The organism is Massilia varians (genome assembly GCF_027923905.1).
GTDB classification, from domain to species: Bacteria; Pseudomonadota; Gammaproteobacteria; order Burkholderiales; family Burkholderiaceae_D; genus Telluria; species Telluria varians_B.
On the sequence record NZ_AP026966.1, the window covers coordinates 3,545,685 to 3,565,231 of the forward strand.

Here is a 19,547-nt window from a genome sequence, read left to right on the forward strand (position 1 = left end):
TTCAACTCCCCGGTGCATTGAGGCCGCGCGACTATTCACCAACTGCTTGAACGCGCGGACGGCAAAGCCGTCCACCCTACGGTAAGATGCCGGATCAGATTTTACGGATTCCGGCATGTCTATTACTTCCCCCACCGACACCCAGGCCCTGCGCGCCCTCCAGGTCGCCCAGCGCGTCCACGCCATCGAACCCTTCCGCGTCATGGAAATGGTCAAGGCCGCCGGCGAAATGAAGCGCAGCGGCATCGACGTCATCAGCATGAGCGTCGGCGAGCCCGATTTCACCGCCCCCGACATCGTCGCCCATGCGGCGATGGAAGCCATCAAGGGCGGGGTCACCCAGTACACCGATTCGCTCGGCCTGCGCGAACTGCGCGAAGCGATCTCCGGCCACTATGCCGCCGTGCACGGCCTCGACATCGACCCGCGCCGCATCGTCGTCACCGCCGGCGCCTCGGCCGGCCTGCTGCTGGCCTGCGCCGCCCTGGTGGCCGATGGCGACGAGGTCCTGATGCCCGACCCCTGCTATCCCTGCAACCGCCATTTTGTCTCCGCCTTCGGCGGCAAGCCGGTGCTGGTGCCGGCAGGCAGCGAGGAGCGCTACCAGCTGAGCAGCGCCCACGTTGACGGGCACTGGAACGCACGCACGCGCGGCGTGCTGGTCGCCTCGCCGTCGAACCCGACCGGCACCTCGATGACGCCGGAGCAGCTGCGCGCCATGCTGGCCGCCGTCCGTGCGCGCGGCGGCTTCGCCATCATCGACGAGATCTACCAGGGGCTGTCCTACGATCACAAGCCGGTCAGCGCCCTGGCCTTCGACCCAAGCGCCATCACCGTCAACAGCTTCTCGAAATACTTCAGCATGACCGGCTGGCGCCTCGGCTGGCTGGTGGTGCCGGATGCACTGGTGCCGACCTTCGAAAAGCTGGCGCAGAACCTGTTCATCTGCGCCCCGACCGTGGCCCAGCAGGCCGCCCTGGCCTGCTTCACCCCGGAAGCCCTCGGCATCTACGAGGAACGCCGGCGCGAGTTCCAGCGCCGCCGCGATTTCCTGGTGCCGGCCCTGCGCCAGCTCGGCTTCGCGGTGCCGGTGATGCCGGACGGCGCCTTCTACGTGTATGCCGACATCAGCGCATTGCCGCATGCGCAGGCCGGCGACAGCACCGCGTTTGCCTGGTCGCTGCTGCGCGACGCGCAGGTGGCGATCGTGCCGGGAGATGATTTCGGTTTCGCCGCGCCCGCAAGGCACGTGCGCTTCTCGTACGCGACGCGCCTGGAGCGCATCGAGGAAGCGGTGGACCGCCTGGCGCGCCTGCTCGGCGCCTCAGGGTAGATTCAGGCGCCGAGCAGGCGCGCCTCGCCGACCAGCTCGAGCAGGACCTCGGGCGCGGCCGGCTTGACCAGGTAGCGGTCGAAGCCGGCGCCGAATGCGCGCTCGCGGTCTTCGCCCTGGCCATAGCCGGACAGGGCGACCGCAAAGGGCGTGCGTCCGTGCGGCTGGTCGCGGCGCAGCCGCGCCATGATCTCCAGGCCGTCCATGCCCGGCAGGCCGATGTCGCAGATCAGGATGTCGTAGCGGCGCGCCTGCGCCGCCTCCAGGCCGGCGCGGCCGTCGTAGGCGACGGCGACTTCATGGCCGGCCAGCTCGAGCAGCGTGCGCAGGGTATCGCAGGCGTCCACGTTGTCTTCGATGAGCAGGATCCGGCAGGCGCCCTCCGCGGTGCTCGGCCCAAGCGGCGTCTCGTCCACGGGTGCGGCCGCCCCGGACAGCGGCAGGCGTACCGTGAAGCTGCTGCCCTTGCCCTCGCCGGCGCTGTCGGCCGCGACGCTTCCGCCGTGCATGCCGACCAGGTTGCGCACCACGTTCAGGCCGATACCCAGTCCGCCCTCCGAGCGCGCCAGCGAACGCGGCCCCTGGATGAACAGGTTGAAGACCTGGGGCAGCATCTCGGGGGCGATGCCGGAACCGTCATCGCTCACCGCGACCACCACTTCCTCGTCCGCGCGCCAGGCGCGCAGCACGATGTGGCCGCCGTCGGGGGTGTACTTGGAGGCATTGCCGAGCAGGTTGGCGAACACCTGGGTCAGGCGCACCGGGTCGCCGTCGATGGTGAAGGCGTCGTCTGGCAGTTCGATATCCAGGCGCTGGCCGCGTTCGCGGATGCGCGGCGCCACCGTCTCGACCGCCTGGTCGAGGGCGCCCGCCAGTGCCATCGGGCGCACCGACAGGGTGATCTTGCCGCTGCTGATGCGGGCGGCGTCGAGCAGGTCGTCGAGCAGGCGCGCCATGTGGTCGACCTGGCGTCTTACCACACCGGACACCTGGGCCAGTTGCGGCGATGATGGGCCGGAGGCGCCGACGCTGCTCAGCAGGCTGGCCGCCATGCTCAGCGGCGCCAGCGGGTTGCGCAGCTCGTGCGCCAGCATGGCCAGGAATTCGGTCTGGCGCCGGTTGGTGGCTTCGGCCAGGTCGCGCAGCGACTGGGCGCTGACGGTAGCCATGACCAGGTGTTCGTTGGCTTCGCGCAGCTGCTCGACCTGGGCTTCGAGGCGGGCGTGTTCGCGCGCCAGCACGCGGGTGTGCGACAGCTCGGCTTCGAGGGCTGCGATGCGCTGCTGCAGTTCCTGTTCGCGTGGCAAGTTGCCGAAGGAGTGCTTGTCTTCGCCCATCAGGGAACGTTGTTCAGAGCCAGATTGTGATTCATTAAACGTCCCCATGTTTGTCTCATTCGTCCGAACTGACGCCGTTGACGCGTCCGTATAATATCCCGTTGACCTGGGCAGGAATGGTGTCGATGTCGATGCCATCGTCGGTGATGCGGTATTCGCGCAGGTCATGGCTGTGGGAGGTGCCGCGCACCTTGACCACCGAGATGAAACGCCTGACGTGCCCGTCGGTTTCGGCATAGCGCATGGCCACGATGGCGTCGGTGAGATAGGCCATGTCGGCGCGCGCATAGTTCATGTCGACCGAGCGGTCGTCCAGGCCCACGGTCACCAGGGTCGAGACGCCGCGTTTGGCCAGGCTGCTCAGGATGCGGAACACCCCCTCGCGCAGGTCGCGCCGGCACTCCGGCGCCAGGTAAAGGCTGAACTCCGACAGCGAGTCGATTACCACGCGGCGCGCGCCGGTGTGATCGATGGCGGTCAAGAGGTCGTCCTCGAACTCTTCGGCCGTCATGTCGATCTGCCGGCTTTCGACCACGCTCACCTGGCCCGCCTGGATCATGGCGGCCATCTCGGCATTGCGCAGGCGCGCAGTGCCCTTTTCGAAGCACATGATGACGCCCTTTTCGCCACGCTCGACGCCGGCGCGCAGGAACTTCGAACCCAGGATGGTCTTGCCGCAGCCGGTCGGGCCGATCGCCAGCAGCGAATGCCCCTGGGGCAGGCCGCCGTGCAGCATGTCGTCCAGGCCGGACACGCCAGTCGCGATGCGGCGCGGGTCGCGGTCCACCGAAACGCCCGGTTCGCGGTCGTCCGCCAGCGGGGGCAGCAGGCGCGGATAGATGCGCAAGCCGTCGTCGGTGATGCGGAACGTGTGCGAGCCGGACATGTGCGCCTGGCCGCGCATCTTGACGATCCGGATCTTGCGCACCACGGCGTTGCGGTCATGGATCTGGCTAAGGGCGATCATGCCGTCGGCCACGGTGGTAATCGGATTGGCCTCGACCTCGTTGTGCTGGTACTCGCCGATCAGGAAGGTGGTGGCCATCCAGCTGGTCATGCGGGTGCCGAGTTCCTGCACGAAAAACTGCAAGTCGCTCATGCCCTCGATGCCGCCCTTGCCGGTCTGGATCACGGAGCGGAAGGAATCCACGAACACCAGGCTCGGCGCAAAATCCTCGACCTCCTGCGTGATGCGTTCGAGCACGCCGTTGAAGTCGCCGGCGCGCAGGTCGGCGGCCAGGTTGACGTAGCGGATCGAGGTGTTCACCTTGTCGGTGTCGAAGAAAGAATACTGCTGCTGGTAGCGCAGCATCTTCAGGGGCGGCTCGCCCAGCACCGTGAAGAACAGGGCGCGTCGCTGCGGATTTGCCAGCGCGAACATGATCTGGTGCGCCAGCGTGGTCTTGCCGCAGCCGGGGGCACCGGTGATCAGGTTGAAGGAGAATTCGTTCAGCCCACCGCCCAAGAGAACATCGAGCCCTGGCACCCCAGTGGCCAATTTTCCCAAGCTTACTTTGTCGGTCATTTATTTCTGCTCCTGTGCATTCTTCTGCTGGCCTGGCGCCGGTTCCGCGGCGGCAGTGGCCGACTCCAGCAGGCGCTGGGTCAGTCTTTCCCCGATGAGTGTGGCAAGTAATTGGGTGAAGGTCCGCAGCAGGGCTTCGTTGGCGGCGGCGGCGCGCTGCGCGTCGACCAGTGCCATGCGTTCCTCCAGCGAGGTAAAGAGCTGTTCCGGCGCACGGCAAGGCTGCTGGGGCGCCAGCCAGGCGTGTTCGGGGCCGATCACGTGAACCGCGCGACCGAACAAGGCGCAGAACCCGCTCTCCCCGATCAGCGGGCAGAGATGCTGTGCGATGCGCCGCCATGGTTGCAGCAACACCCTGCCCCCATCGGATGAATCCGGCGCATCCGTACTATTCGTCATGTCTTCGTCGTTCAACAATGAATGCCGCAGGTGGTTGGGTGGAACTGTCGGGCTGGCGTCGTCGGGCGAGGCGGCAGAACCGCCTGCGCCCACGGTGCAGCGCGCATTATAGCTTGCCGGTTCGGCAAACTGAAAAAATCGCCTTCGTTCTTCCTGAAACATTTTGCAATAGTGTCACATCGTCTTCCCCGCTAAGATAGTGTCGTCGAGCAATTTGCTCATCATTCGCGGAAAAAACATGGAAAAGAAACTGGGTGCAGTCCTGTCGGCCGCCTGTGTCGTGCTGTTGTGCACGATGGCGCCGGCCACGGCCGCCACCGGCGCCGATGCGCGCTTCAAGACAATCTACACGAAAGAATGGAAGTGGCGCGTCACGGAACGGCTCGCCCGCGCCGAGGACGAGCGCGGGATCAGCCCGGCGTTCGCACGCGTGGACGCCCAGGCCCAGGAACGGCGCCGCGCCTACTGGGAGGGCATCCTGAAGGAACTCGACGCGATCAGGCCGGCCGACCTGTCTGCGGATGAGCGTATCAATTTCTCCGTCTACCGCGCCCAGATCGCCGCCCTGCTCGATGCCCAGCGCTTCCGCGAATACGAACAGCCGGTCAATGCCGACAGCGCGTTCTGGACCAACGTCACCTTCGGGGCGCGCCGTCCGTTCAAGACGCTCGAGGATTACCGCAACTACCTGAAGCAGCTGGCCGCCCTGCCCGACTATTTCGAGCAGGAGACCGCCAACATGCGCGCCGGCCTGGCGCGCGGCTTCACGCCGCCGCAGGTCACCCTCAAGGGCCGCGACGTGGCGCTGGTGCCGATCGCCGAGGCCAAGACCCCGCAGGAGACGGTCTTCTATACCCCGTTCAAGAGCTTCCCGGCTTCAGTGCCGGACGCCGAGCAGGAAGCGCTGCGCGCACAGGCCGCGGCCGTGATCCGCGAGCAGGTGCAGCCGGCCTATGCCAAGGTGCTGGCCTTCTTCCGCAACGACTACCTGCCGCAGGCGCGCACCACGCTGGCCGCCGAGAGCATGCCGGGCGGGAAAGCCTACTACCAGTCGAAGATCGTCGAGTTTACCACCACCAACATGACGGCCGACCAGATCCACGCCATCGGCCTGGCCGAGATGGCCAAGATCCGCGCCGAGATGCACGACACCATGAAGAAGGTGGACTTCAAGGGCGACCTGCCGGCCTTCCTGGCTTTTCTGCGCACCGACCCGCAGTTCTATGCCAAGACACCGAAAGAACTCCTGATGCACGCGGCCTGGACCGCCAAGAAGTTCGATGCCAAGGCCGACCAGTATTTCGGCTACCTGCCGCGCCGCCGCTTCGCAATCCTGCCGGTGCCCGACGACCAGGCGCCCTTCTACACCGCCGGCCGCGGCGGCGCCGGTTCGTATTGGGTGAATACCTACAACCTGCCGGCGCGCGCGCTCTACAGCCTGCCCGCGCTGACCCTGCACGAGTCGGCGCCCGGCCACGCCTTCCAGATGCCGGTGGCGCTGGAGCAGAAAGGCGTGCCGAACTTCCGCCGCGCCTACATCTCCGCTTTCGGCGAAGGCTGGGCCCTGTACTCGGAACGCCTGGGCGTGGAGATGGGCATCTACGAGACGCCCTACGAGCACTTCGGCATGCTGAGCTACCAGGCCTGGCGCGCCTCGCGCCTGGTGGTCGATACCGGCATCCACGCCAAGGGCTGGACCCGCGAGCAGGCCCAGGCCTACCTGATGGAGAACACGGCGCTGGCCAAACACGAGGTCGAGACCGAGGTGGACCGCTACATCTCGTGGCCGGGCCAGGCGCTGTCCTACTACCTGGGGCAGATGGCGATCCAGGAGGCGCGCGCGCGGGCAGAAAAGGCGCTCGGGCCGAAGTTCGACATCCGCAATTTCCACGATACCGTGCTGCAACTGGGCTCGGTGCCGCTGCCGGTGCTGCAGCAGCGCATCGACGCCTTCATCGCGGATGGGGGCAAAAGCCCGTACCCCAAAGAGTCTTGAGAAATGTAGGGTGGACGGGTTCCCCGTCCGCGCGTCCAACTGCACGATGACCTACTCGCTGCGTGGTTTCGACCATGATTTGAACGCGCGGACGGCGGAGCCGTCCACCCTACAACAGCTTGAACTTGAGCTGGAACGACACCCCGCCGTACAAGCGATCCTTGTACGACGGGATGATTCCCACGTTGAGCCCGACCCGCGCGTATTCGTAGGTCAGCGTCGGAATCGCCGCCGGGAACCAGCCACCGCCCCGCATGTTCGGATAGCCGTCGAAGGCCGCGACCGCGAGGCCCACGCGCACCGGTCCCAGCGCATACGGCTGCCAGATCACCCCCGCGTAGTTCGACCATTGGCGGTCGCTGTTGTAGAAGCGTCCGAGCGTGGCGGCGGTGGCGCCGTTGAAGCGGTACTCGGCGCCCAGGCCCTTGTTGGCGCCGTTCAGGTCCTTGTCGCTGTCGAAGTGGGCGGTGGCAAAGCCGGTGTCGAGCCAGAACTCGCTTTTCGGCGCGGCATCGATCCTGGTGAACAGCCCGTCGGCCCGGGCCGGCGCAGCCGCCAGCGCCAGCAGGGAAAGGAAGATGGCGCGCATCAGTCGTCGGCCTTCGGATCGAGGTCGGGGAACATCACCTCGGTGAAGCCGAAGCGCGAAAAATCGCGGATCCGCATCGGGTACAGGATGCCATGCAGGTGGTCCACTTCGTGCTGCACCACGCGCGCATGGAAACCCTCGGCGTCGCGCACAATCGGCTTGCCGAACTGGTCGACGCCTTCATAATGCAGGCGGGTGTAGCGCGGCACGCTGCCGCGCAGGCCGGGCACCGACAGGCAGCCCTCGAAGCCCTCTTCCATCTCGTCGGACAAGGGCGTCAGGACAGGATTGATCAGCACCGTTTCCGGCACCGGCGGGGCATCCGGATAGCGCCCGTTTTTCGCAAAGCCGAAAATCACCAGCTGCAGGTTGACGCCGATCTGCGGCGCCGCTAGGCCGGCGCCATTGGCCGCGTGCATGGTCTCGAACATGTCCGCGATCAGGGCGTGCAGCGCGGGCGTATCGAACTCGCGCTCGGCCACGGGTTCGGCCACGCGCAGCAGGCGCGGGTCGCCCATGCGCAGGATCGGGCGCACGCTCATCGCAGCTTGTCCTCGCACAGCGCCGCCAGATGGGCGCGGAAACCGGCGGCGGTTTCCGGATGCTTCAGGCCGATCGCGGCGGTCGCTTCCAGGTAGCCGAGCTTGGAGCCGCAGTCGTAGCGCTGGCCGTCGTAGCGGTAGGCCAGCACGCGCTCGGCCTGCATCAGCGCGGCGATGCCGTCGGTCAGCTGGATCTCGCCGCCGGCGCCGGTGCCGAGGTTCTCGAGGTAGCCGAAGATCGAGCCCGACAGCACGTAGCGTCCCACCACCGCCAGCGTCGACGGCGCCACTTCCGGGGCCGGCTTCTCGACGATGTTGGATACCAGCTCCAGGTTCGGACGGTAGCTCGATGCGCTGACGATGCCGTATTGGCGCGTGTTCTCGCGCGGGACGTCCTGCACCGCCAGGATGCTGGAGCGCTCGTAGGCATACAGGTCGGTCATCTGGGCCAGCACCGGTTTCTTGCCCGGATCGGTGTCCATGAAGTCGTCGGCCAGCAGCACGGCGAAGGGCTCGTCGCCCACCACCGGGCGCGCGCACAGGACCGCATGACCCAGGCCCAGCGGCGCCGACTGGCGGATGTAGATGCAGTTGACGTTCTTCGGGATGACCCCGCGCACCGTCTCGAGCAGGGCTTCCTTGCCGGCCGCTTCCAGCACCGATTCGAGCTCATAGGCCTTGTCGAAATGGTCCTCGATGGCGCGCTTGTTGCGGCCGGTGATGAAGACCAGTTCGGTGATGCCCGCCGCCACGGCTTCTTCGACGGCGTACTGGATCAGCGGTTTGTCCACGATCGGCAGCATCTCCTTCGGCTGGGCCTTGGTGGCGGGAAGGAAGCGGCTGCCGAGGCCGGCCACCGGGAAGACGGCTTTGCGAATCAGGCTCATGTTTTTTTCTTTCTGTCAGGGATTGAGCAGCGCCAGCAGGCCTGCTTCGTCGAGGATGGATACGCCGAGTTCTTCCGCCTTGGCGAGCTTGCTGCCCGCCTCGGCGCCTGCCACGACATAGGACGTCTTCTTCGAGACCGAGCCCGACACCTTGCCGCCGGCCGCCTCGATCAGGGCGCCCGCGGCTTCCCGGCTCATGGTCGGCAGCGTCCCGGTCAGCACGAAGGTCTTGCCGGCGAAAATGCCCTCGGCGGCGGCCTCCTGCGGCAACTGGGCCAGCAGTTCGGCGCGCAGCCGGGCTAGCGCGGCGAGCTGCTCGCGATGGCCGGGCTGCGCCATCCATTCCTCCAGCGCCGTGGCGACGCCGGCCGGCAGGCCGAACACGCCGAACACGTTCAGGTGCGCCAGCGACTCCAGGGTCTGGCCGGCGGCGAGCAACTGGCGCGCACGCGGTTCGGTCAGCTTCGGGATGCCGAGCGCCGCCAGCAGGTTCAGGTCTTCCAGCTTCTCGCGCAACTGCGCTTTCGGGGCATGCTCGCCCTGCGGCGCCACACCCGCGCCCAGCAGCGCGTCGATCGCGCGCTGGTTCTTCTCCTCCGCGAAGAATTCGGCGATGGCCTCGGCCACCGTGCCGCCGATGTCGGGCAGCACGCGCAGCAGCGCGCTTGGTGCCCGGCGCACCAGTTCGAAGCGTCCCAGCCAGTCGGCCAGGGTCTTGGCGGTGGATTCGCCCACGTGGCGGATGCCGAGCGCGAACAGCAGGCGCTCGAGGGGCGGGTTCTTGCTGGCCGCGATCGCCGCGAGCAGGTTGTCGGCCCACTTGGTGGCGACCTTGCCCTGCTTCACCGTCTCCGGTGTCGTGCCGTCGCGCTCGTCGGCCAGGCGTTTCATCTTGAGCAGGTCGTCGAGGGTCAGCTTGTACAGGTCGGCCACGCCGTGGATCAGGCTGCACTCGACCAGGCTGTCGATGTAGCGGTCGCCCAGGCCTTCGATGTCCATCATGCGCCGGCCGGCGAAATGCCGGATGGCTTCCTTGCGCTGGGCGGCGCAGGTCAGGCCGCCCGAGCAGCGCGCCACCGCCTCGCCCTCTTCGCGCACCACGTGCGAGCCGCACACCGGGCAGCTGTCCGGCAGCTTATAGCGCGCCGGCTCCGGGCTCGGGCGGCGCTCCAGCACCACGGCCAGCACTTCCGGAATGACGTCGCCGGCGCGGCGCACGATCACGGTGTCGCCCACCCGCACGTCCTTACGCAGCACCTCGTCCTCGTTGTGCAAGGTGGCGTTGGTGACGGTGACCCCGCCCACTGAGACGGGCACCAGGCGCGCCACCGGCGTGATGGCGCCGGTGCGGCCGACCTGCACGTCGATCGCCGATACCTGCGTCAGCGCTTCCTCGGCCGGGAACTTGTGGGCCAGCGCGAAGCGCGGCGCGCGCGACACGAAGCCGAGCCGGGCCTGGTCGGCCACGCGGTCGACCTTGTACACCACGCCGTCGATTTCATAGGGCAGGCTGGCACGGCGTTCGCCGATGCTGCGATAGTAGCCGAGCAGGCCTTCGCAGCCGCTCACCTGCGCGCGCTCTTTCGAGACCGGCAGGCCGAGGCGGTCAAACCAGTCGAGCACCGCCGAATGCGACTCCGGCAGCTCGGCGCCCGCCAAGAAGCCGATGCCGTACGCGAAGAAGCGCAGCTTGCGCTGCGCCGTGATGCGCGCGTCCAGCTGGCGCAGGCTGCCCGCGGCGGCGTTGCGCGGGTTGGCGAATTCCTTGTGCCCGGCCTCGCGCTGGCGCCCGTTAAGGCGATTGAAGTCATCCTTGAACATCAGCACTTCGCCACGCACTTCGAGCACACTCGGCACCTCGTCGCCGTGCAGGCGCAGCGGAATCACCCGGACGGTGCGGATGTTGGCCGTCACGTCCTCGCCGGTATAGCCGTCGCCGCGGGTGGCGGCCTGCACGAACACGCCGTTCTCGTAGCGCAGGCTGATCGCCAGGCCGTCGAACTTCAGTTCGGCGCAATAGCCCACCTGCCGGGCGTCCAGGCCTTCGCGCACGCGGCGGTCGAAGTTCTCGACGTCCTCGTCCATGAAGCCGTTGTTCAGCGAGAGCATCGGCACCGAGTGGGTCACCTGCTTGAACTCGGGGATCGGCGCGGCGCCCACGCGCGAGGTCGGCGAGTCGTTGCTGACCGCCTGCGGGTGCGCGCTTTCCAGGTCTTGCAGTTCCTTGAACAGGCGGTCGTACTCGGCGTCCGGAATGGTCGGCGCATCGAGCACGTGGTAATTGTAGATGTGGCGGTTCAGCTCCCTGACCAGCCAGGCCATCCGGTCGAGGACTTCCTGTGGCACCGTCATGCTCCCCTCAGACGAACAGGCGCAGCGCGCGGGTGGAGCCGGCCGGAATGTCCGAGGCTTCCATCTCGTCGTAGAACTCGGCGACCTGCCCCTTGATCTCTTCCAGCGCCGGATCGAGCAGCGGCTGCTCGAAATCGTCGACAATGGTGGCGTCCAGGCGCTGGGTCAGCTCCTTGGCGCACTTGACCATGGCGCCGAAGCCGTCGCGGCTGGGCGCCACGCAGGGCACGTCCAGCAGCAGGGTCAGGCGGTTGGTGGTGTCGGCGCCCAGGGTGACGTTGGTCGACAGCGTGAACAGCACGCCTCCGTGGCCGTCGGGCATCGAGAACTTGCCGTCCGGGCGCACGTCGAAGCCCTGCTTTTCCAGCGCCTGGATCAGGGTCGAGATCGCCCACGGGGCGCCGTTGGCGGCCAGGTTCACGCCCAGCTGGGCGTCGTGGCCAGCGACGAAGCGGTGCAGCGTGCGCGCTTCGCTCATCACCTCGATCATGTCCGGCACTTCCGGCTCGGCGCCGATCTCGTCGGCCACCGCGCGCAGGCGGGTCACCAGTTCGGAGTATTCGATCTCGTTCAGGGCCGTGGTGCGGGTGGCCATCTGCACGCCGGCCTGCAGCTTGGTGTACACGCCGCCGTGCACGATCGGCTCCCAGTCGCCGCTGACGGCGAAGCCGACGTAGTGGATCGGCTTGTTGCCGACGCGGCGCAGCTTCGACAGCGCCGGCAGGATCTTGTCGCCGCGCAGGGCGCCTTCGAAGTTCAGCGGGATGATGCAGTCGATCAGCGGGTCGACCAGGCTTTCGGCCAGTTCCGCGGGCGGCGTGCCGGCCGGGAGCGGCGTGGCCGGGGTCAGCGAGGCGATCGTGGTCGGGGCGCGCGGACCGCTCGCCGGCGCGCTCTCGGCCGGCGTTGCCGCCACCGGCGCCACGCTGTCCTTCGCCACGCCCGGCTCGATGTCCAGCGGCGCCAGCGGGGTTTCGGCCCCGAGGTCGAGCACCGGTTCCTGGCGGTCCACCGGGCCGCGTTCGGTCGCGGCGCCCTCGAGCGGGGATTCGCCGCTGCGCATCAGGACATCATCATGATCCGACGCGAATGCGCGCTCGACGCTCTTGCGGGCCTTGTATTCCTGCCACTTGTTGTAAGAGATGACGCCGGCGACGAACACGCCACCCGCTGCGATCAGGGTCATTTGGAAATCAGTCATGCTGCTTGTGCCTCAGTAGCGAAATTCGCGGCGGACTCCATGTCCACCGCCACGATGCGCGATACGCCCTGCTCCTGCATCGTCACACCGATCAGTTGGTTGGCCATCTCCATCGCGATCTTGTTGTGCGAGATGAAGAGGAATTGGGTATGGTCCGACATCCGCTTCACCATGCGGCAGAAGCGTTCGGTATTGGCGTCGTCCAGCGGCGCGTCGACCTCGTCGAGCAGGCAGAACGGCGCCGGATTCAGGCGGAACATCGAGAACACCAGCGCGGTGGCGGTGAGCGCCTTCTCCCCGCCCGAGAGCAGGTGGATGGTCGCGTTCTTCTTGCCCGGCGGCTGGGCCATCACCTGCACGCCGGAATCCAGGATCTCGTCGCCGGTCATCACCAGCTTGGCCTGGCCGCCGCCGAACAGGATCGGGAACAGTTCCGAGAAGTGGGTGTTGACGCGGTCAAAGGTATCCTGCAGCAGCTCGCGGGTCTCGCGGTCGATGCGGTGGATCGCGTCTTCCAGCGTATTGATCGCTTCCTGCAAATCGTTGTTCTGCGAGTCGAGGTAGCGCTTGCGCTCGGCCGCCTGGGCCAGCTCGTCCACCGCCGCCAGGTTCACTGCCCCGAGGGCGCTGATGGCATTGGTCAGGCGCGTGACCTCGCCCTGCAGGTATTGCGGCTTCATGTCGGGCGTGAGCTTCTCAAGCAGCTCTGCTTCGACCGCGCCGGTGGTGGCCAAAGCTTCGGCGAACTGCTCCTGGTTCAGGCGCGCGGCCTGCTCCTTCAGCTGCATCTCGGTGATGCGGTCGCGCTGCGGCTGCAGACTGCGCTCGCTCCCCATGCGCATTTCTTCCAGCTGGCGAAGCTGCTGGGTGATCTGGTCGAGTTCGTGTCGGGCGTCGGCCAGCGCGCGTTCCTGCGTGCTGCGCCGGTCCAGCAGCTCCTGCAGGCCTTCGTGGGCGGCGCCGGACTCCAGCGCTTCCAGTTCCAGCCGGCCCGCGCCCAGGCTGGCCGCTACCTGCTCGGCCTGTTGGGTGGCGGTGGCGATATTGCGGCGCAGTTCCTCGATCTTGCTGCGCTGCGAACGCTCGGCGAACTGGGCTTCCTGGGCGCCGCGCTCCAGGTCGCGCAGTTTCTGGCGCGCGTCCGCGAGATGCTGCTCCTTTTCCATGAAGACGGTCTGGCCGTCCTCGTGGCTGCCCTGCAGTTCGGCCAATTCCATGTCGAGCTGCTCGAATTCCTGCTCTGCCTCCGCAGCCGCTTGCCGCTGCTCGGCCTCCTGGGCTGCAATCTCCGACAGGTCGGCGGCGATCTGGCCGCTGCGCTGGTTGAAGCGGGCTTCGACCTCGCCCTGCTTGAGCACCTCGATCTGCAGCGCATGCACCTCGCGCGTCAGGCTGCCCGAGCGCTGGCGCGCGTCCTGCAGGCGCCTGGCCAGGTCGCTGGCGGCGGCGTCGGCGCGGGTGGCGCGGCTCTTCGCTTCGTCCAGCAGCAGGGCCTGGGCGCGCAGTTGCTTGCCGATGTTCTCGATCTCGTGCTGGCGCGCCAGCATGCCGTCCTGCTCCGCATCCGGCGCGTGGAAACGCACGGAAGATGCCGTGACCAGGTGGCCCTGGCGCGTCACGAACGCGCCGCCGGCCGGCAGGCGGCCCCGTTCGGCGAAGGCCTCGGCGGCGTCCTGGGCCACGTAGACGTGGTGCAGCCAGTCGTTCAGGACCCCGCGCAGGCCGGGGTCGTTCAGACGCAGCAGGCTGGCAAAGGGCTTCAGGCCGGGCGTATCGACCAGGGTAGCCGCGGCCGGCGCGGGCGCGAACAGGGCCAGGCGGGCCGGCGGGGCGTCGCTGAAGAAGGCCTTGGCCCAGTCCAGGTTCGACACTTCCAGCGCGCCGGAACGCTCGCGCAGCACGGCTTCGAGCGCCGTTTCCCAGCCTTCCTCGATGTCGAGCTTCTGCCACAGGCGCGGCAGGCTGGCGAGTTCATGCTTTTCCAGCCAGGGCTGGACCTTGCCCTGGGTTTGCACCCGGTCCTGCACCTGGCGCAGCGCGGCCAGGCGCGCTTCCAGCTGGGCCGTCGCACTGGACTCCTGCTGGACCTGCGCGTGGGCGTCCTTGCGCTCCTGCTCGACCGCGTCCTGGCGACCCGATGCCTCTTCCAGCAGCATGGTCTGCTCTTCCAGCGCCAGCTGCTTTTCTTCCAGTTGCAGGCGCAGGTTGTCGAGGGTGGCGCTGTCCGGCAGGTTCAGGCCGTTGCGCTCCTGCTGCAGGCGTTCGCGCCGCGCCGCCAGGCTAGTGAGGATGTTGGCGGCGTTGCGCTGGTGGGCGCTGGCCAGTTCGATGCGCTGCTGCACCTGCATGATGCGCGCGCGCGATTCGCCGGCAGCCTCCTGGGCCTGACGCCAGGCGGCTTCCAGTTCCGGCATCCGCTCGCCATGGCTTTCCACCGCGATCTGGGCGCCCTCGGCGCGCGCGCCGAGTTCTTCCAGGGTGATCTCGGCCTCGCCCAATTGTTCTTCGTACTCCTGGCGCTGCGCCAGCCAGCCGTCGCGCTGCGCGGCAAGCGTCCCGAGCTGGTTCTGCAGCCGGGTGCGCGACTCGACCACGAACTTGATCTGGGCCTCCAGGCTGCCGATTTCGGCATTGGTCTTGTACAGGTCGCCCTGCGCCGTGTGCAGGCGATCGCCGATGGAAAAATGCGCCTGGCGCATGTTTTCCAGCTCCAGCTCGACGTTGCGCAGCTTGGCGGTCTGGGCTTCCAGGGCGGTCTGCGCCTCTTCCACCTCGCGAAAATAACGGAGCTGCTCGGCCTTGGCTTCGTTCTTGCGCAGCAGCCAGAGCAGCTTCTGCTTTTCTTCCTGGTCGGCCTGGAGCTGGTGGAAGCGGTTGGCGACCGCCGCCTGGGCTTCCAGCTTTTCCAGGTTGGCGTTCAGTTCGCGCAGGATGTCCTCGACGCGCAGCAGGTTCTCGCGCGTGTCCGACAGCCGGTTCTCGGTCTCGCGCCGGCGTTCCTTGTACTTGGACACGCCGGCGGCCTCCTCGAGGAAGACGCGCAGCTCTTCCGGGCGCGACTCGATGATGCGGGCGATCATGCCCTGGCCGATGATGGCGTAGGCGCGCGGCCCCAGGCCGGTGCCGAGGAAGATGTCCTGGATGTCGCGCCGGCGCACCGGCTGGCCGTTGATATAGTAGGTGGAGGTGCCGTCGCGCGTGAGGGTGCGCTTGACCGCGATCTCGGCATATTGCCCCCACTGCCCCGCCGCCTTGCCCGCGCTGTTGTCGAACACCAGTTCGACCGAGGCGCGCCCGGCCGGCTTGCGGTAGGTGGAGCCGTTGAAGATCACGTCCTGCATCGACTCGCCGCGCAGCTCGGACGCCTTGGATTCGCCCAGCACCCAGCGTACGGCATCGATGATGTTCGACTTGCCGCAGCCGTTCGGGCCGACCACGCCGACAAGCTGGCCGGGCACCTGGAAATTGGTGGGATCGACGAAAGACTTAAATCCCGACAATTTGATGGATGAAAGGCGCACGTTGCTTCGGCTAGGGTTGGAGTCGTCAAAGACCCAATCATACCATCTGTTGATTGCTTTTCGGCCAAGAAGAAGTCTTGCGAGCCCTGCAATTTTCCAGCGAAAAGCCGGATCGGATTCAGCCGGCCCCGGTGGTCGCCGCCGGCTCACGCGCCGGATCGTTCATGGCGCCCTGCCCGACCGCCTCGCCCAGTACCCGCCCGACCACCCCCTCGGCTGCCAGCACCCGGATGCTGCCGGTCCGGAAAGCCTTGGCCAGGCGCTCGGCCGGCAGCGAGAAGGCTTCCTGGCGGTTGGCGCTGGAGAAGATGAAGAGCGTGCGCAGCGGACTGACCCAGGCCAGCCGGACCTTGCGCACGCCGAGCGCGCCCTTGAACTCGACCCGCATGCCGCGCTCCAGGCTGGCCAGGTCCGCGCCGGCCGGATCGGGCGGGCTGTCCGGTGCGGCGGCGTCGGCCTGCTCCTGGGCGATGCGGCGCAGCGCGTCCTGCTGGGCGGCTTCCACCGCCAGCTCCAGCTGGCGCTCCGGCGACAGTTCGATCGGGGCGCGCACAATGGTGGCATGGCAGTCGGCCAGGGCGGCGAAGAACTGCAGGCGCTCGGCATCCTGCCAGCCGGTGGCATCGAGCCACTTGTTGAGCGTGGTGAGCAGACCCGGCAGGCGCTTGATGAGCGCCTTGCGCTGTTCCTGGCTCACCTTGGGCTTGACGCTCCAGATCAGGTCGTCCATGGCGCGGGTGGCATTGTCGACCGCGCCGGGCTTGGCGTCCTCGATGCTGTAGGCCAGCGCCAGGACCGGGGTCCAGCGCTGCTCCAGGAAGGTGCCGACCAGCGCCACCACCTGCTCGCCGGCCAGGCGCAGCGACACCGCCCGTTGTGCGGAACGCTGGCTGGCCGCCTGTTTTTCCTGGCGCGTCGCCTGGGCGATCGGGCCGGCCATCGCGGCCTCGTCCTGCCGTGCGCGCTCGGCGATGCTGGCCTCCAGGTCCGCCACCGCGGCGGCGAAGGCTTCGGGCCGCGCCTCGCGGCGCAGCTTGTCGACGCCGCGCTGCATCGCGCGGTAGACCGGGTCGTCCGGGCCGGCGGGCCGCTCCCAGCCGGCGTTCGACAGCAGGTCGAGCATGCGCCGCGCCGGGTGCGCGTCTTCGAAGAAGAAGCTGCGGTCCTTCAACGCGGCCTTCAGCACCGGCACCTGCAGGAAGGCGATCAGCTCGCGCGTCTCCTGCGGGATCGATTCGTCCAGCAGGACGGTCTCGAAGATGCGCGACAGCAGGTCGAGCGTGGTCTCGTCGCCGCGCGACAGGCTGCCGCGCGGCAGGCTCTGTTTCAAGCGCGGCAGGTAGAAGACCTCATGCGCGGCGGCGGCCGGCGGCGCCTGGAAACCGGGACCGGGCGCGGCGCCGGCCAGCTGTTCCAGCACCTCGGCCAGCGGCGTCGGGAGCGGCGCCGCCGTACCCGCGCCAGCGCCGGCGGCGGCCACAGGCGCAGCGCCCGGCGGCACGGCGGCGCCAAAGCCGGCAGCCGCGCTCGGGCGCCAGCTGCCGCTGCGCTGCGGCAGATCGGGAATCAGGGGGATGTCGAGCCCGGCGCCGGCAGCCGCTTCGGCCGCACCGAACAGCTGGCGCAACTGCTGCGCCACGGCCGCGTCGCGGCGCGCCCGCGCGGCCCTGGCGGCGGCGCTGTCGTCGGTCTTGGCGAAACGCTCTTCACGCATGCGCGCCGGCTTGAGCCGGTCGCCCAGCGCCTCGAGGATGGGCTTGAGGTCGAACACGATCCCGGCGCGCAGCAGCGGCACGATCAGCCCGTGCGCGGCCTCGTCGGGCTCGAACTCGCACCAGGCTTCCTGCAGCGCGCGCAGGAAGACTTCGGGACGGAAGGGATTGTGGCTGGCGCGCACCAGTTCGCGCCCGAGCAGCAGCCCCAGGCGCACGCCGAGGCTGGCCAGGGGTTCGAACTGCTGGATGTCGAAGGGCCGGCTGATCGCGGCGAAGGCCAGCTGGCTGTCCATTTCCTCCATCGGCACCAGGCTCAGCGTCAAGGGCGCGGGCGCGGCCGCCTCTCTTGCGGGCGCCAGCAGGGCCGCCTCCTTGCGCAGGGCCCGTTCGATCGCGGTCGAGGCCAGGTGCACGAAGGCATAGGGGTTCTCCTGCAGCAGATTGCCGGAGCGGATCCGGCGTCCCGCCAGCTGCGGATCGTTGCCGGCGCTGGTCATGTCCAGCAAGGCGGCCGTCATGCGCTTGACCATGTCCGGCAAGCCGTCGGCAGCCCGCCCGGCCGCGATGGCGACGAGCTCGTCCAATGTCGCCTGCTGCGCGCTGGCGGCTTTGCGGAGGGCGGGTGTCTGGACGGTATTCACGGCCTGGCAAGGTGGACGGGGGATCGATGATCCCATTGTGCCACAATATTTCTACATGGCAATAGCAAAAGATGTCAGGTGCTTGATGCAGGCGGCGCCTGCGCCGGTTTATGCCTCGCGTGGCAGAAATAATGCCTTGAGAACGTCGGCGCCTGTCCTACACTGGATCACGCGGTGGTCCGATACCGATTCATCAATACCAATCGCATGATGGCTCGACCGGAAACGCTGCGGCAACCATCCACAGCTCGGCACGCAGGACATTTTTCCCACATTGAAAGGAAATGATCATGGCCCAAGGTAAATCGAAGCAAGGCGGCAGCTCCCAGCAGCACGCCGAAGCAGGCCGCCAGGGCGGCAGCAAGCAGTCGGGTTCCGGCTCGGGCTCGCGCTCGGGCGGCAGCGGCGGCACCCGCGGCGGCACCCCGGAGCAGCATGCCGAAGCCGGCCGTCAGAGCCACAAGAACGACAAGAACCGCTGATCGCGCGGCAGGCCCGGCCTGCCCACGACCAGCATTGTCGCCAGCCCGTCGCAGACGCGATGGGCTTTTTTTGGTCTCAAATATTGCGCAGCATGCCGCCCTTGGGCGGCCGGAAGTCGCGGATGTCGTTGACCAGCCCCGCGGTCTTGGCGTCGCGCGAGTTCAGGTGCAGGTCGGAGTACTGGTGGATGGCCCACTGTTCCGGCGTCAGCTCGATGCATTTGCGCAGGATCGACTCGGTGCGGGCATCGTCGGCGCGCAGGCCTTCGACGATGATGTTCAGCGCGTCCGGCCGTGAACCGGGCGAGGCCGTCGCGTGCGACTTGTGCACCATGAAGCGCGCCGTCTCGCTGCAATAGCGCTCGTCCCCGGACAGGTAGAGGATGACCGCGATCGAGGCCACCGCCCCGCCGTTGTACATGACGAACTTGATGGGCGAATTCGCCAGGAAGTTGTACAGGCACAGGCCGTCGCTGACGTAGCCGCCGTTCGACTGCACCAGCACGTGGGCCGTTTCGATGCCATCTTCGGTCATCATCGACACCGCTTCGAACACGCGGTGCACCATGTCGCTGTTGACGTCGCCCGACAGCGTGAACCAGGCCTCCTTGACCTTTTGTGCTTTGTCTTCGCTCATAGTTTTTCCCACTGCAAAGTGTGTAAGATAAGTGTAGCAAAACACGCCCCGCGGGACCGGTCATGGCGTGCACCAATAGTGCGCGGCAATTCTTTTTGGCAAGCGCCAACTCCCCCTGTCGAGGCCCCTCCTCGGTTGACACCGAATCAATGCTGGCATATCCTCCACAGTCTTGACCGGGAGAGCGCAGGAGCACCTGCCGCCGAAGGGGCACTACCCACAAACTCTCAGGCAAAAGGACTGGTCAAGGGGCGGCAGCGCAAGGCGCGGCCGGCTCACACTCTGGAGAGCGGCCCCGCCGACACGGGGCCCACCGAAGGGGCAGGCGGCGCATGCCGCTATCTCTCAGGTACCAAGGACAGAGGGGATACAGGCACCCGCACGGGTGCG

At 67.6% G+C, this 19,547-nt stretch carries 14 protein-coding genes and 2 riboswitches; of the genes, 3 read left to right on the forward strand and 11 right to left on the reverse strand.

Going from position 1 to position 19,547, the window contains the following annotated elements:
- Positions 1–115: 115 nt before the first annotated feature.
- On the forward strand, positions 116–1,333 hold the full coding sequence (locus MasN3_RS15890) for a pyridoxal phosphate-dependent aminotransferase (protein WP_281908436.1): 1,218 nt from the start codon (positions 116–118) through the stop codon (positions 1,331–1,333).
- 2 nt (positions 1,334–1,335) lie between these two features.
- Here MasN3_RS15890 and MasN3_RS15895 read toward each other — a convergent pair whose 3' ends face one another.
- The 3 genes from MasN3_RS15895 to MasN3_RS15905 are packed head-to-tail and all read right to left on the reverse strand — an operon-like array spanning position 1,336 to position 4,756.
- On the reverse strand, positions 1,336–2,670 hold the full coding sequence (locus MasN3_RS15895; protein WP_281908438.1) for a hybrid sensor histidine kinase/response regulator: 1,335 nt from the start codon (positions 2,668–2,670) through the stop codon (positions 1,336–1,338).
- Between the two features lie 55 nt (positions 2,671–2,725).
- Entirely contained in the window at positions 2,726–4,195 is a 1,470-nt protein-coding gene (locus MasN3_RS15900; RefSeq protein WP_281908440.1) for an ATPase domain-containing protein, read from the reverse strand.
- Positions 4,196–4,756, reverse strand: coding sequence for a hypothetical protein (locus MasN3_RS15905; RefSeq protein ID WP_281908442.1), 561 nt, complete (start codon positions 4,754–4,756; stop codon positions 4,196–4,198).
- Between the two features lie 76 nt (positions 4,757–4,832).
- On the opposite strand from MasN3_RS15905, the gene MasN3_RS15910 reads away from it, so the two are divergent.
- Complete coding sequence (locus MasN3_RS15910) at positions 4,833–6,590, forward strand: DUF885 domain-containing protein (protein ID WP_281908444.1); 1,758 nt, start codon at positions 4,833–4,835, stop codon at positions 6,588–6,590.
- A 109-nt stretch (positions 6,591–6,699) separates the two neighbouring features.
- On the opposite strand, the gene MasN3_RS15915 is transcribed toward MasN3_RS15910, so the two are convergent.
- The 7 genes from MasN3_RS15915 to MasN3_RS15945 all read right to left on the reverse strand — a co-directional run bounded on the left by MasN3_RS15915 (position 6,700) and on the right by MasN3_RS15945 (position 18,074).
- Positions 6,700–7,179: a hypothetical protein gene (locus MasN3_RS15915; protein ID WP_281908446.1), complete on the reverse strand. Its 480-nt coding sequence runs from the start codon at positions 7,177–7,179 to the stop codon at positions 6,700–6,702.
- Positions 7,179–7,721, reverse strand: coding sequence for a peptide deformylase (gene def, locus MasN3_RS15920; RefSeq protein WP_281908448.1), 543 nt, complete (start codon positions 7,719–7,721; stop codon positions 7,179–7,181). Before def ends, MasN3_RS15915 begins: the two co-directional genes overlap by 1 nt.
- Positions 7,718–8,608 (reverse strand): UTP--glucose-1-phosphate uridylyltransferase GalU, encoded by an 891-nt coding sequence (galU, locus tag MasN3_RS15925; RefSeq protein WP_281908451.1) that lies wholly within the window; start codon positions 8,606–8,608, stop codon positions 7,718–7,720. The genes def and galU overlap by 4 nt, the downstream gene beginning before the upstream one ends.
- 15 nt (positions 8,609–8,623) lie before the next feature.
- Positions 8,624–10,960, reverse strand: a complete 2,337-nt coding sequence (ligA, locus tag MasN3_RS15930) for an NAD-dependent DNA ligase LigA (protein WP_281908454.1) — start codon at positions 10,958–10,960, stop codon at positions 8,624–8,626.
- Positions 10,961–10,967: 7 nt separating this feature from the next.
- Positions 10,968–12,161 carry a cell division protein ZipA C-terminal FtsZ-binding domain-containing protein gene (locus MasN3_RS15935; RefSeq protein WP_281908457.1) on the reverse strand — a complete coding sequence of 398 codons (1,194 nt, stop codon included), beginning with the start codon at positions 12,159–12,161 and terminating at the stop codon, positions 10,968–10,970.
- Positions 12,158–15,682, reverse strand: a complete 3,525-nt coding sequence (smc, locus tag MasN3_RS15940; protein ID WP_281908459.1) for a chromosome segregation protein SMC — start codon at positions 15,680–15,682, stop codon at positions 12,158–12,160. The genes MasN3_RS15935 and smc overlap by 4 nt, the downstream gene beginning before the upstream one ends.
- Positions 15,683–15,800: 118 nt before the next feature.
- Complete coding sequence (locus MasN3_RS15945) at positions 15,801–18,074, reverse strand: DUF1631 family protein (RefSeq protein ID WP_281908461.1); 2,274 nt, start codon at positions 18,072–18,074, stop codon at positions 15,801–15,803.
- Between the two features lie 254 nt (positions 18,075–18,328).
- Between MasN3_RS15945 and MasN3_RS15950 the strand changes: the two genes are divergently transcribed.
- The gene (locus tag MasN3_RS15950; RefSeq protein ID WP_281908463.1) at positions 18,329–18,520 is read left to right on the forward strand and encodes a hypothetical protein; all 192 of its coding nucleotides are present in this window, start codon (positions 18,329–18,331) and stop codon (positions 18,518–18,520) included.
- Between the two features lie 76 nt (positions 18,521–18,596).
- Here MasN3_RS15950 and MasN3_RS15955 read toward each other — a convergent pair whose 3' ends face one another.
- A complete protein-coding gene (locus MasN3_RS15955; protein ID WP_027865338.1) occupies positions 18,597–19,157 on the reverse strand; it encodes an ATP-dependent Clp protease proteolytic subunit in 561 nt (186 codons plus the stop codon).
- 167 nt (positions 19,158–19,324) lie between these two features.
- Positions 19,325–19,410: riboswitch (glycine riboswitch) on the forward strand.
- A gap of 19 nt (positions 19,411–19,429) precedes the next feature.
- A riboswitch (glycine riboswitch) is annotated at positions 19,430–19,529 on the forward strand.
- Positions 19,530–19,547: the final 18 nt, after the last annotated feature.

Excerpts from the sequence above, each read along its gene's own strand:
- MasN3_RS15890 (WP_281908436.1), top strand. The coding sequence starts at position 116 with ATGTCTATTACTTCCCCCACCGACACCCAGGCCCTGCGCGCCCTCCAG.
- def (WP_281908448.1), bottom strand. The coding sequence starts at position 7,721 with ATGAGCGTGCGCCCGATCCTGCGCATGGGCGACCCGCGCCTGCTGCGC.
- MasN3_RS15935 (WP_281908457.1), bottom strand. The coding sequence starts at position 12,161 with ATGACTGATTTCCAAATGACCCTGATCGCAGCGGGTGGCGTGTTCGTC.
- MasN3_RS15915 (WP_281908446.1), bottom strand. The coding sequence starts at position 7,179 with ATGCGCGCCATCTTCCTTTCCCTGCTGGCGCTGGCGGCTGCGCCGGCC.
- MasN3_RS15945 (WP_281908461.1), bottom strand. The coding sequence starts at position 18,074 with ATGGGATCATCGATCCCCCGTCCACCTTGCCAGGCCGTGAATACCGTC.
- MasN3_RS15955 (WP_027865338.1), bottom strand. The coding sequence starts at position 19,157 with ATGAGCGAAGACAAAGCACAAAAGGTCAAGGAGGCCTGGTTCACGCTG.
- ligA (WP_281908454.1), bottom strand. The coding sequence starts at position 10,960 with ATGACGGTGCCACAGGAAGTCCTCGACCGGATGGCCTGGCTGGTCAGG.
- MasN3_RS15895 (WP_281908438.1), bottom strand. The coding sequence starts at position 2,670 with ATGGGCGAAGACAAGCACTCCTTCGGCAACTTGCCACGCGAACAGGAA.
- MasN3_RS15900 (WP_281908440.1), bottom strand. The coding sequence starts at position 4,195 with ATGACCGACAAAGTAAGCTTGGGAAAATTGGCCACTGGGGTGCCAGGG.
- MasN3_RS15950 (WP_281908463.1), top strand. The coding sequence starts at position 18,329 with ATGGCCCAAGGTAAATCGAAGCAAGGCGGCAGCTCCCAGCAGCACGCC.
- MasN3_RS15905 (WP_281908442.1), bottom strand. The coding sequence starts at position 4,756 with ATGTTTCAGGAAGAACGAAGGCGATTTTTTCAGTTTGCCGAACCGGCA.
- MasN3_RS15910 (WP_281908444.1), top strand. The coding sequence starts at position 4,833 with ATGGAAAAGAAACTGGGTGCAGTCCTGTCGGCCGCCTGTGTCGTGCTG.
- galU (WP_281908451.1), bottom strand. The coding sequence starts at position 8,608 with ATGAGCCTGATTCGCAAAGCCGTCTTCCCGGTGGCCGGCCTCGGCAGC.